Here is a 12356-nt window from a genome sequence, read left to right on the forward strand (position 1 = left end):
GTCCTGGCGGAGGGCCGGTTCGAGGTCCAGGCCGGTGAACTCCAGCGCAGGCCCGACGACTCGATCGCGGTCGCGCCGACCGAGGTGGCGGTGGAGGAGCACTGGCTCGACACCCGCGTGTCCACGTCCGGGTCGTCGCGGGCGCCCGGCCTCCCCGGGCCGGGGTGGCGCACCGTTGACAACTTCGCCGATCTGTCTCACGCTCGACACATGACGACGACGATGTCTGGACCGGCGGCGTACGTGCCGCGTTCCGGTGAGACCTGGCGCGACCCCTGGGGCATGTACGCGGACCTGCGCGACCACGACCCCGTGCATCATGTGGTCCCCGCGGGCGATCCGGCCGCCGACTACTGGGTGCTCACCCGGCACGCCGACGTGTTCGCCGCCGCCCGCGACCACGAGACCTTCTCCTCCGCCGACGGTCTGACCACCACGTACGGCGAACTCGAGAAGATCGGGCTCGCGGACAACCCGCCGCTCGTGATGCTCGACCCCCCGAAGCACACCGACTTCCGCAAGCTCGTCGCCCGGGGCTTCACCCCGCGACAGGTCGAGGCCGTGGAGCCGGCGGTCCGCGAGTTCGTCGTCGAGCGGATCGAGGGGTTGCGCTCGGCGGGCGGCGGCGACATCGTGACCGAGCTGTTCAAGCCGCTGCCGAGCATGGTGGTCGCGCACTACCTGGGCGTGCCGGAGGAGGACCGCGGTCAGTTCGACGGCTGGACCGAGGCCATCGTCGCGGCCAATGCCAACGGCGATCCGCTCGAGGCGGCCAATGCGGTGGGCGAGCTGATGGGGTACTTCGGCGGGCTGATCGAGCGGCGTCGCGCCGAGGCGGCGTCGGGCGACGCGGGTGACGACACCATCTCGCACCTGGTGGCGGCGGGGATCGGCGCGGACGGCGACATCTCCGGGATCCTGTCCATCCTCGGCTTCGCCTTCACCATGGTCACCGGCGGCAACGACACCACCACCGGCATGCTCGGCGGTTCGTCGGCGCTGCTCACCGAGCGTCCGGACCAGCGCGCGCTGCTGCTCGAGGATCCGGCTCGCATCCCCGACGCCGTCGACGAACTGCTGCGGCTGACGTCCCCGGTGCAGGGCCTCGCGCGCACCACGACACGGGACGTCGCGATCGAGGGTGTCACGGTGCCGGCGGGTCGAAAGGTGTTGTTGGCCTATGGTTCCGCGAACCGCGACCCCCGCGCCTACGGGCCGAACTCGGAGGAACTCGACGTCCTGCGGGCGCCGCGCCAGATCATGACCTTCAGTCACGGGAGCCACCACTGCCTCGGTGCCGCGGCGGCTCGGATGCAGGCGCGCGTCGCACTCGAGGAGCTGCTGGCCCGCTGCCCCGACTTCACGGTGGACGTCGACGGCATCGAGTACGCCGGGGGCAACTACGTCCGCAGGCCCACTCACGTGCCGTTCTCGGTGACCGGGCTGTGAGCGCACCGGCCGCGTCCTGGCTACGGGACGAGCGGACCGAGATCGCGGCCGAGAAGATACTCGACGCGGCCGCGGAGCTCTTCGTCGAGCGCGGCGTCGCGACCACCGGTATGGCCGAGGTCGCGAAGGCCGCGGGGTGTTCGCGCGCCACGCTGTACCGCTACTTCGACAGCCGCCGCGCCCTGCACCTGGCCTTCGTGCACCGCGAGGCGTTGCGGCTCGGTGAGCGTGTCGCCGCAGAGGTCGAGGGGATCGCCGACCCGGCGGAACGAATCACCGAGGCCACCCTGGCCGCGGTTCGAGGGGTACGGCGGACGCCGACGTTGGCGGCGTGGTTCGGGCTGGGTGACGCGGGCATTGCTTCCGAACTGGCGAGCACCTCGGAGGTGATCGAGGTGCTCGGAACCACCTTCCTGGCCGATGCGCCCGGCGGCGACGACGGCGAAGTATCTCGTCGCGCAAGGTGGTTGGTGCGGGTGATCGTGTCGCTGCTCACCGTTCCCGGCGCGGACGAGGCGGACGAGCGGTCCATGATCGAGCAGTTCGTCGTCCCGGTGCTCCTGGCGCCCGGCTGAGATCGGCCCCGCGCGGACCCCGCCTCGAAGGGATTGTGCGACCCGGGTCACATCTGTAACCTCTCCTCGCAGAAAGTGAGACGACAAGGTCTCACTTTGATCCGGCGGGGGACATCGATGCGGACAGTGCGACGACGACGGCTGACACAGGTGGGTGGCGCGGTGGCGGCGGTCGTCCTGTCGGTCACGACAGGGGTGGGTGCGGCGGTCGCCGCACCGGTGGACCGGTCCGACGTCGCGGTGCAGCCCCCGCTGCCGTTCCCGGTACCCCCGAGCCCGCCGGAGATGGATCCCGCGTTCTACTCGCCGCCGGTGTCGGCGTACCAGTCCCTGCAGCCGGGCGAGATCATCGCGGCGCGGGCGGTGAACGTCGCCAACCTCAGTGCGATCCCGGTCAACGTCGACGCCTGGCAGCTGTCCTACCGATCCACCAACACCCGCGGCGAGCCCGTCGCCGCGGTCACGACGGTGCTCGAGCCGCGCGGCCCGGCCCGCGACGGCGTCGGCAAGCTCGTCTCGTTCCAGATCGCGGAGGACGCGACCGCCCAGTACTGCGCGCCCTCGTACGCCATGCAACTCGGCTCTGTGCCGACTCTGGTCACCGGATCGCAGATCGTCTCCGCCGAGTTCCTGGAAGTGCAGACCGCGCTGGCGCAGGGGTGGGCGGTCTCGGTGCCCGACTACCAGGGTCCGAACTCCGCGTACGCTGCCGGCCCGCTCGGCGGCCGGCTCGCCCTCGACGGTGTCCGGGCCGCGGAACGGTTCGAACCGCTCGGGCTCCCGGGCGCGCAGACCCGAGTCGGAATGTGGGGCTACTCGGGCGGGGCGATCGCGACCGGGCACGCCGCCGAGTTGCAGCCCACCTATGCCCCCGAGATCGACCTCGTCGGGGTTGCGGAGGGCGGCGTGCCGGCGGACCTGAGCGTGCTCCTGAACAACGCGAACAATGCGGCACCGTCCGGGCTGGTGCTCGGGGCCGTGATCGGTCTCGGCCGGGAGTACCCGGAGTTCCAGCAGTTCCTCGACCAGAAGATGAACCCGCTCGGACGCGCGCTGATCGCGGCCAAGAACCCGCTGTGTGTCGCCTACCAGGCCGCGCTGGTGCCGTTCGTGAACAACAAGGGCCTGCTCGACGTGCCCGGTGATCCCCTCGACGAGCCGGCGGTGCGATCCGTGATCGACCGGACCCGCATGGGCAAGACCGTGCCGACGGCGCCCATGTTCGTCTACCAGTCCAATCCCGACTGGATCGTCCCGGTCGGGCAGGTGAACACCCTCGTCGACACCTACTGCAAGGACCCGTCGGCGCGGGTGCGGTACACCCGCGACCACGCCAGCGAGCACCTCTCGCTCGGGGCGATCGGGGCGCCGAGCGCGCTGCTGTGGCTGAAGGACCGGATGGACGGGGTGCCCGCCGAGCCGGGTTGTTCGACCCGCGACGTCGGGTCCATGGCCCTCGACCAGTCGACCTGGCCGACGTTCACCGCCGCGGTCGGGGAGGTGCTGGCCGGCCTGTTCGGCAAGGCGATCGGCGCTCAGGGCTGAGCGGTCGAGCACACCAACTGGTCAGCGGGCGGTGGGGCGCTCGCTGACCAGCGCCACCAGGATGGTGCTCAGGACCTCCACGAGATCGGTGACCGGTGGCCGCGGCTCGGTGATACTCCACTGGTGGACCAGCCCGTTCACGGCACCGATGAAGGCCGTCGCCGACATCTCGTAACCGCCGGGTGGGTGCACGTCGGCGCCGACGAGCTGTCCCAGCAGACTCTCGAACACCACGCCCCACTGTGCGCGCTGGGCCAAGCGGTGCCGCTCCACCTCTTCGCTGACGCCGACGATCTCGACGAACGCGATCTTCGCGCGCCGGGCGTCGGTGCCGATGGAGGTGACGTAGGCGGTCATCACCGTGGACGCGGCCTGCCACAGGTCGGCCGGGGACGCGGATTCGAAACCGGCCGCGATCGCGGCGCCCGCGTCCCGCTGGATCTCGTCGTAGAGCGCGACGAGGACTTCCTGGCGGCCGCCGAACTCCTCGTAGAACTGCCGCCGCGACAGCCCGGCCCCGGCGCAGATGTCGCTGATCGTGCTGTTGGCGTAGGACTTGGTCGCGAACACGGTCAGGGCCGCGTCGAGAAACCGCACGCGTCGATCGGCCCGCCGGTCCGCAACCGACCGGCCGCCGTAGTTCCGGGTCGATTCCGGCGTTGACACGGGCCCGAGCCTACCGCCGGGCCGCACCGGTCTCGATCGGGCTCGAATCAGCCGGCGACGCCGCCGAACAGCTGACCGATGGCGTACGTCACGACCATCGCCAGCGCGCCGCCGAGCACCACCCGCAGCACCGCCCGGCCCCGATCCGACCCGCCGAGGCGGGCGCTGATGCTGCCGGTCAGCGCCAGCGCGACCAGCACGGCGACGAAGGTGACCGGGATCCGGACGGTCGCGGGTGTGACCAGGATCGCGATCAGCGGCAACAGCGCGCCGATGGTGAACGAGACCGCCGACGACCCGGCCGCCTGCCACGGGTTGGTGAGCTCGTTCGGGTCGATGCCCAGCTCCGCGTCGGCGTGCGCGGCGAACGCGTCGTGCTCGGTCAGCTCCTTGGCGACCGTCATCGCGGTCGCGGGCGAGAGGCCCTTGGCCTCGTACAGTCCGGCCAGCTCGGCCAGTTCCGCCGCGGGCGTCTCGGCCAGCTCGGTGCGTTCCTTCGCCAGCAGGGACCGTTCGGTGTCGCGCTGGGTGCTCACCGACACGTACTCGCCCAGGGCCATCGACACCGCGCCCGCCGCGAGGCCCGCCACCCCCGCGGTGAAGATGGGGCCGCGTTCGGTGGTCGCGGCCGCGACGCCGACCACCAGTCCGGCGGTGGACACGATGCCGTCGTTGGCGCCGAGCACCCCCGCGCGCAGCCAGTTCAGCTTCGCGGACAGGCCCTGACCGTGCGGTTCGTCGGGGTGTCCCGCGGGTTCGGCCTGGACTCGTTCGTGGATCGGCCGCTTCTGGGATTCCATGGCCGAACGCTAACGCTCGTGCGCGATGCCGACCAGCAATGCAAGGCTGTCCGAAGTGGTCGGGCGCGGCGCTCCGCCACGGAGACAGGGCGCCGCCCACCGACGAAACGAGGACGACCATGACCTACCCCGTCACGCGCGACGACCCGGATCCGCCGTCTTGGCCCGGGGTCCACGCCGACCTGCTGGCGGCGAAGACGCGGCTGTACGACCCCTGCGGGTTCGTCTGTTCGCAGCTGGTGCCCGAGCCGGAGGGCGCGGCGTACGGGGCGTACGAGTTCGCCCTCGACGGGCGGTCGGTCCGGTACCGCGTCGCCAAGACGACGCCGACGAAGGTCGGGCAGTTCGTGACGCTGTGGAAGCGGCCCGGGCCTGGCCCCATCGCGCCTTTCGACGCCGCTGACCCCGTCGACCTGTTCGTCGTCAGTTGCCGCGACGGCGACCACTTCGGTCAGTTCGTGTTCTCCCGTGAGGTGCTGCGCGAGCGCGGCGTGCTCTCGCGGGCGGGCGCGGGTGGCAAGCGGGCGATCCGCGTCTACCCGCCGTGGGTGACGACGAGCAGTCGTCAAGCCGGCGCCACGCAGACCTGGCAGCTGGAGCACTTCCTGCCGATTCCCGTGGGCCGCCGGGTGGACGCCGCCCGGGCGCGGGCGCTGCACCACCCGTAACTCTCGATCGAGACGTACGTCACCGACCAGTGGGTTTCTCGCGAACCGCGGCGGTCTCACCGGCCTCACCTTCGCCCGCGACGTGCGGCGGGAAAACGCCGAACGCGGCTTCCGGTACGGCGCCGGGCGTCCGATCAGCGCCGACTGTCGTGTCGGATACCCTGGTTGCCCGTGACCTCTGATACCCCAGGCTCCGCGACCTCCGGCCAGTACGACCTGATCATCGTCGGTTCCGGTTTCTTCGGACTGACCATCGCCGAGCGGGCCGCGACCCAGCTGGGCAAGAGGGTGTTGGTGCTGGACCGGCGCCACCACATCGGCGGCAACGCCTACTCCGAGGCCGAGCCCGAGACCGGCATCGAGGTGCACCAGTACGGCGCGCACCTCTTCCACACCTCGAACAAGCGGGTCTGGGACTACGTCACCCAGTTCACCGAGTTCACCGGCTACCAGCACCGCGTCTTCGCGATGCACAAGGGCCAGTCGTACCAGTTCCCGATGGGTCTGGGCCTGGTCTCGCAGTTCTTCGGGAAGTACTACACCCCGGACGAGGCGCGCGCGTTGATCGCCGAGCAGTCCGCCGAGATCGACAGCAAGGACGCGACCAACCTCGAGGAGAAGGCGATCTCGCTGATCGGCCGCCCCCTGTACGAGGCGTTCGTGCGCGACTACACGGCCAAGCAGTGGCAGACCGACCCGAAGAACCTGCCGGCCGGCAACATCACCCGGCTGCCGGTGCGGTACACCTTCGACAACCGCTACTTCAACGACACCTACGAGGGACTGCCGGTCGACGGCTACACGGCGTGGCTCGAGAACATGGCGAAGGACGACCTCGTCGAGGTCCGGCTGAACACCGACTGGTTCGACGTGCGTGACGAGCTGCGCGCCGCCAGCCCCGACGCGCCGGTCGTCTACACCGGTCCGCTGGACCGCTACTTCGACTACGCCGACGGCGAATTGGGTTGGCGCACCCTCGACTTCGAGACCGAGGTGCTGCCGACCGGTGACTTCCAGGGCACCCCGGTGATGAACTACAACGACGCGGACGTCCCGTACACCCGCATCCACGAGTTCCGGCACTTCCACCCCGAGCGCGAGTACCCGGCCGACAAGACGGTGATCATGCGCGAGTTCTCGCGGTTCGCCGAGTCCGAGGACGAGCCGTACTACCCGATCAACACCCCGGAGGACCGCACCAAGCTCGACGCCTACCGGGCTCGTGCCAAGCAGGAGACCGCGGAGCGGAAGGTGCTCTTCGGCGGCCGCCTGGGCACGTACCAGTACCTCGACATGCACATGGCCATCGCGAGCGCGCTGAGCATGTTCGACAACACGCTCCGCCCGCACCTCGAGTCCGGCACGCCGCTGGGTAACGGGAACGAAGGCAACGGGGCCGGCGCGTGACCCCCCGGCACCTGATCGAGCAGGACACCCTGTTCGACGAGGTCGAGTTGCGGGGCAAGGCGCTGCTGCAGCGGGTGATCCTGCCCCGGCCCGGCGAGCCGCTGGACGTGCGGACCCTCTACCTGGAGGAGTCCGCGACCAACGCCAGGCGTGCGCACTCGACCTCGCGCACCTCGCTCGCCATCGGCAGCGAGTCCGAGGTGTCGTTCTGCACCTACTTCAACGCGTTCCCGGCCAGCTACTGGCGCCGCTGGAGCGTGCTGACGTCGGTGGTGCTGCGCCTGGAACTGTCCGGGCACGGCCGCGTCGACGTGTACCGCTCGAAGGCCGACGCCTCGCGAATTCACGTGGAGGGCAAGGAGTTCGAGGACGGCGACGCCGCCATCGAGTTCGAGGTGGAGCTGGCCCCGTTCGAGGACGGCGGCTGGATCTGGTTCGACGTCACCTCCGACACCGACGTGGTGCTCGAGGCTGCCGGCTGGTACGCGCCGGTCGCGGCGCCGGGCGCGGGCCGGGTCGCGGTCGGTATCCCGACCTTCAACCGCCCCACCGACTGCGTCAAGGCGCTGACCGCGCTCGGCTCGGACCCGTTGGTGCTCGGCGCGATCGACGCCGTCATCATTCCCGACCAGGGCACCCGCAAGGTGCGCGACGAGCCCGGCTTCGCCGAGGCCGCCGCGGGGCTCGGCGACCGGCTCGCGATCCACGACCAGGCGAACCTCGGCGGTTCCGGCGGCTACAGCCGCGTCATGTACGAGGCGCTGAAGACCACCTCGTGCGAGCACATCCTGTTCATGGACGACGACATCGAGATCGAGCCGGACTCGATCCTGCGTGCGCTGGCCATGTCCCGGTTCGCGAAGTCCCCGATGCTGGTCGGCGGGCAGATGCTGAACCTGCAGGAGCGCAGCCACCTGCACACCATGGGCGAGGCGATCAACCGCGGCATCTTCATGTGGTCCGCGGCGCCGAACGTCGAGTACGACCATGACTTCTCGGAGCACCCGCTCAGCGACCGGGAGAACTCGAAGCTGCTGCACCGGCGCATCGACGTCGACTTCAACGGCTGGTGGATGTGCATGATCCCGCGCCAGGTCGCCGAGGAGATCGGGCAGCCGCTGCCGCTGTTCATCAAGTGGGACGACGTCGAGTACGGCCTGCGCGCCAAGGCCGCCGGCTACCCGACGGTGACCATGCCGGGCGCCGCGATCTGGCACATGGCGTGGTCCGACAAGGACGACGCCATCGACTGGCAGGCCTACTTCCACCTGCGCAACCGCCTGGTGGTCGCAGCCCTGCACATGCCGGGCAACGGTCGCGGCCTCGTGCTCGACACCGTCAAGGCCACGGTCAAGCACCTGCTGTGCCTCGAGTACTCGACCGTGGCCATCCAGAACCGGGCCATCGCCGACTTCCTCGCGGGTCCCGAGCACATCGCCGCGCAGCTGCCGACCGCGCTCGGCCAGGTGCACGCGATGCGTAAGGAGTACCCGGACGCCGTCGTGCTGCCGTCCTCGACCAGCCTGCCGCTGCCCTCCGGCGCGGAGGTCGGTGCGGTCGGCGAGCCGCACGGTCCGCTCGCGAAGATCGTCCGCCTCGCCAAGGGTCTGGTGCACAACGTCAAGCCCGCGCACGAGGAGCATCACGAGCGTCCGCAGCTGAACGTCCCGACGCTCGACGCCCGCTGGTTCCTGCTGTCGCAGGTCGACGGCGTCACCGTCACCACCGCCGACGGCCGCGGCGTGGTCTACCGCAAGCGCGATCCGCGGCAGGCCCTGGCCCTGCTGAAGGAGGCCCTCCGGCTGCGCCGCGAGCTGGCCGCCCGGTTCCCGGAGCTCAAGGGCGAGTACGCGGCCGCGGTGCCGTCGCTGACCAGCAAGGAGAGGTGGGAGAGTGTCTTCGAGTACAAGGCCTGACGGAACCGCATTGGTGACCGGTCCCGCCGAGTCCGCGGCCGAGGTGAAGATCCTCAACCTGGTCCAGGCGACCGTCGGTGCGCAGCCGGGCGTGATCGCGGCTGCCCGCGGGATGTCGCATTTCGGCGAGCACGCGCTCGGCTGGGTCGCGATCGCGGGCCTCGGCGCCGCGCTGGACCGTCCCCGCCGGCGGCAGTGGGCAGGCGTCGCGGTCGGCGCGGTCGGCGCGCACGCGGCGTCGATCGTGATCAAGCGTGTCGTGCGGCGCCCGCGCCCCAACGACCCCTCGGTGCAGGTGAACGTCTCGACGCCGAGCAAGCTGAGCTTCCCGTCCTCGCACGCGACGTCCACCACCGCCGCCGCCGTACTGCTCGGTCGGCTCACCGGGCTACCCTTGCCCGCGGTGCTGGTGCCCCCCATGCTGCTCTCGCGGCTCGTGCTCGGGGTGCACTACCCGACCGATGTGCTTGCCGGATCCGCCCTGGGCGCAGTCTCGGCCGCAGTAGTGCTGCGGGCCGAACAGAAATGTGGAGAGAAATGAGCGAGCACCCGTCCGAGGTCACCGGTCCGCCGAAGTCGCTGGCCAGCGGGATCGTCAAGGCCCTCCGCCCCCGGCAGTGGGTGAAGAACGTCCTGGTGCTGGCCGCTCCGCTGGCCGCCGGCTCGGTGACCGAGGCCGACGTGCTCCTGCCGGTCGCGCTGGCCTTCGTGGTGTTCTGCATGGCCGCGTCCGGCATCTACCTCGTCAACGACGCGATGGACGTCGAGGCGGACCGCGCGCACCCCACCAAGCGATTCCGGCCGATCGCGGCTGGCGTCCTGCCGGTGGGGCTCGCCTACGCGATGGCCGTCGTGCTGCTCGCCGGCTCGATCGGGCTCTCCTTCGTCGCCAACTGGCAGCTCGCGGTCGTGATGGCGGTCTACATCGCCATCCAGCTCGCCTACTGCTTCGGGCTCAAGCACCAGGCCGTGCTGGACATCTGCATCGTGTCCTCGGGCTTCCTGCTGCGCGCGATCGCCGGTGGTGTGGCCGCCGAGATCCCGCTGTCGCAGTGGTTCCTGCTGATCATGGCGTTCGGTTCGCTGTTCATGGCGGCGGGCAAGCGCTACGCGGAGCTGCAGCTGGCCGAACGGACCGGCGCCAAGATCCGTAAGTCGCTCGAGTACTACACCGCCACCTACCTGCGGTTCGTGTGGACGCTGTCCGCGACGGCCGTGGTGATCTGCTACGGACTGTGGGCGTTCGAACAGGACCGGGCGCACGCCAGCAACTGGTTCGCGATCTCGATGATTCCGTTCACGATCGCGATCCTGCGGTACGCGGTGGACGTCGACGGCGGCGAGGCGGGGGAGCCGGAAGAGATCGCACTGGGGGACCGTGTACTCCAACTCCTCGCGATCGCCTGGATCGGAGTGGTGGGTGTCGCTGTCTACATCGCCTGACGCGATCCGCTCGACGAACCCCGACCCGGCCGGGGTGGACGACCGTGAGACGGTCTCCGCCTCGGCCGCGCGCTGGGTGTACGTCGGCGGTGTGGTGCTGACCGCTGCGCTGTTCGTCTGGGGCGGTTGGCAGCGCCGGTGGATCGCCGACGACGGCCTGATCGTGCTCCGGACCGTCCGCAACCTGCTCGCGGGCAACGGTCCGGTGTTCAACGCGGGCGAGCGGGTCGAGGCGAACACCAGCACCCTGTGGACCTACTTGGTCTACGCGTTCGGCTGGCTCACCCACATTCGGCTCGAGTACGTCGTGCTCACCCTCGCGCTGGTGCTCTCCGGCGGTGCGATCGCGCTGGCGATGGTCGGGACCGGTTCGCTGTGGCGCCGCACCGGCGGAACGGCAGGGACGCTGCTGCTGCCCGCGGGTGCGCTCGCCTACATCGCGGTGCCCCCGGCCCGTGACTTCGCCACCTCCGGACTCGAGAGCTGTCTGGTCATCTTCTGGATCGCCCTGGTGTGGGTGCTGTTGGTGCGCTGGGCGCAACGCGAGCCGACCACCACCGCGGTGCTGATCCTCGCGTTCGTCGCGGGCCTCGGGCCGCTGGTACGACCCGAGATGGTCATCCTGTCCGGCCTGGCGCTCCTGTTGATCTTCCTGGCCCCCGGCAGCTGGAAGCTGCGCGTCGCGATCGTCGCGGTCGCGGGCGCGGTCCCGGTGCTCTACCAGATCTGGCGAATGGGCTACTACGGACTGCCCTACCCCAACACCGCGGTGTCCAAGGACGCCGGCGGCGCCAAGTGGGGCCAGGGCTTCACCTATCTGTGGAATCTCGTCGGGCCGTACTGGCTGTTGCTGCCGCTGCTCCTGCTCGGCGGGTACGCCGGGTGGCTGCTGCTGCGCCACCTCCGGGTGAGCGGTGCGCAGCGTACGGACAGCAACTGGCAGTCCCGGCTGCACAGTCCGGCCGCCGTGGTCGCGGTGGTCCTGGTGACCGCGCTGTTGCTCGGCGTCTACTCGGTGCGGGTCGGCGGCGACTTCATGCACGGCCGGGTGCTGCTGCCGGTGCTGTTCTGTTTCATCCTGCCGATCGCGGTGCTGCCGGTCCGGCTGCCGCAGCGGGGCCAGTGGGGCCGCACCCCCGCGACCGGCCTGTTCGCCGCCGGCGCGGTCGCGTGGCTGGTCACGGTGGTCTGGGCGATCGTCGCGTCCACCGCCCAGGGCATGCCGAACGGCACGGTGGTCGGCAAGTCGGGCATCGTCGACGAACGCGCCTTCTATGTACTCAACACCGGCCACGCCCACCCGATCCGGGCCGAGGACTACCTCGACTACCCGCGGATGCGGGCGATGGTCGAGACCATCGCCAACACTCCCGACGGTGGCCTGCTGCTGCCCGCGGCCTACTACACCTACTGGGACCTCGTGCCCCCGCCGGCGCCGATCCCCGAGGGCGGGGCCGGCCACACCGTGTACTTCCTCAACCTCGGCATGACGAGCATGAACGTCGGGCTCGACGTGAAGGTGATCGACCAGATGGGGTTGGCCTACCCGCTGGCCGCGCACACGGCGCGTCTCGGCGACGGCCGGATCGGCCACGACAAGGCCCTCTACCCGGACTGGGTGGTCGCAGACACCGGCATGGTCGACCAGCATCCGTGGCTGCCCTGGTACCTGGACGAGAACTGGGTCGCGCAGGCTCAGGTCGCGTTGACCTGTCCGGACACCCAGGAGTTGCTGGCGTCCTCGCGAGGCGAACTGAACCGACCGCTATTCATCCGCAATCTCAAGCGCGCGTTCCACTACGCCGAGTACCGCATCGATCGAGTTCCTGCGTACGAAATCGAGCGCTGCGGGCTCACGCCTCCGCCGGAAAGGCCCAAGTAGGACAG

The 12356-nt window shown here is 70.2% G+C and carries 11 protein-coding genes; 9 read left to right on the forward strand and 2 right to left on the reverse strand.

Going from position 1 to position 12356, the window contains the following annotated elements; all coding sequences use genetic code 11:
- Positions 1-210 precede the first annotated feature (210 nt).
- From ACFXGJ_RS02330 to ACFXGJ_RS02340, 3 genes are all read left to right on the forward strand, one after another.
- Positions 211-1449: a cytochrome P450 gene (locus ACFXGJ_RS02330; protein WP_378616209.1), complete on the forward strand. Its 1239-nt coding sequence runs from the start codon at positions 211-213 to the stop codon at positions 1447-1449.
- Positions 1446-2024: a TetR/AcrR family transcriptional regulator gene (locus tag ACFXGJ_RS02335; RefSeq protein ID WP_378616068.1), complete on the forward strand. Its 579-nt coding sequence runs from the start codon at positions 1446-1448 to the stop codon at positions 2022-2024. The genes ACFXGJ_RS02330 and ACFXGJ_RS02335 overlap by 4 nt, the downstream gene beginning before the upstream one ends.
- A gap of 117 nt (positions 2025-2141) precedes the next feature.
- Complete coding sequence (locus tag ACFXGJ_RS02340; RefSeq protein ID WP_378616070.1) at positions 2142-3569, forward strand: lipase family protein; 1428 nt, start codon at positions 2142-2144, stop codon at positions 3567-3569.
- Between the two features lie 21 nt (positions 3570-3590).
- On the opposite strand, the gene ACFXGJ_RS02345 is transcribed toward ACFXGJ_RS02340, so the two are convergent.
- Complete coding sequence (locus ACFXGJ_RS02345; protein ID WP_378616072.1) at positions 3591-4235, reverse strand: TetR/AcrR family transcriptional regulator; 645 nt, start codon at positions 4233-4235, stop codon at positions 3591-3593.
- Positions 4236-4282: 47 nt separating this feature from the next.
- Positions 4283-5035, reverse strand: a complete 753-nt coding sequence (locus tag ACFXGJ_RS02350) for a VIT family protein (RefSeq protein ID WP_378616074.1) — start codon at positions 5033-5035, stop codon at positions 4283-4285.
- Positions 5036-5154: 119 nt separating this feature from the next.
- On the opposite strand from ACFXGJ_RS02350, the gene ACFXGJ_RS02355 reads away from it, so the two are divergent.
- From ACFXGJ_RS02355 to zomB, 6 genes are all read left to right on the forward strand, one after another.
- Positions 5155-5703, forward strand: coding sequence for a MepB family protein (locus ACFXGJ_RS02355; RefSeq protein ID WP_378616076.1), 549 nt, complete (start codon positions 5155-5157; stop codon positions 5701-5703).
- A gap of 171 nt (positions 5704-5874) precedes the next feature.
- Positions 5875-7110 (forward strand): UDP-galactopyranose mutase, encoded by a 1236-nt coding sequence (gene glf / locus ACFXGJ_RS02360; RefSeq protein WP_378616078.1) that lies wholly within the window; start codon positions 5875-5877, stop codon positions 7108-7110.
- On the forward strand, positions 7107-9026 hold the full coding sequence (locus tag ACFXGJ_RS02365) for a glycosyltransferase (protein WP_378616080.1): 1920 nt from the start codon (positions 7107-7109) through the stop codon (positions 9024-9026). Before glf ends, ACFXGJ_RS02365 begins: the two co-directional genes overlap by 4 nt.
- 13 nt (positions 9027-9039) lie before the next feature.
- Positions 9040-9567, forward strand: a complete 528-nt coding sequence (locus tag ACFXGJ_RS02370) for a phosphatase PAP2 family protein (protein WP_378616082.1) — start codon at positions 9040-9042, stop codon at positions 9565-9567.
- Positions 9564-10469: a decaprenyl-phosphate phosphoribosyltransferase gene (locus tag ACFXGJ_RS02375; RefSeq protein WP_378616084.1), complete on the forward strand. Its 906-nt coding sequence runs from the start codon at positions 9564-9566 to the stop codon at positions 10467-10469. The genes ACFXGJ_RS02370 and ACFXGJ_RS02375 overlap by 4 nt, the downstream gene beginning before the upstream one ends.
- A 34-nt stretch (positions 10470-10503) precedes the next feature.
- Complete coding sequence (gene zomB, locus ACFXGJ_RS02380) at positions 10504-12351, forward strand: flagellar motor control protein ZomB (protein WP_378616211.1); 1848 nt, start codon at positions 10504-10506, stop codon at positions 12349-12351.
- Positions 12352-12356: the final 5 nt, after the last annotated feature.

The sequence above is a fragment of the Rhodococcus sp. NPDC059234 genome, assembly GCF_042754225.1.
In the GTDB taxonomy this organism is placed as follows: domain Bacteria; phylum Actinomycetota; class Actinomycetes; order Mycobacteriales; family Mycobacteriaceae; genus Rhodococcus_G.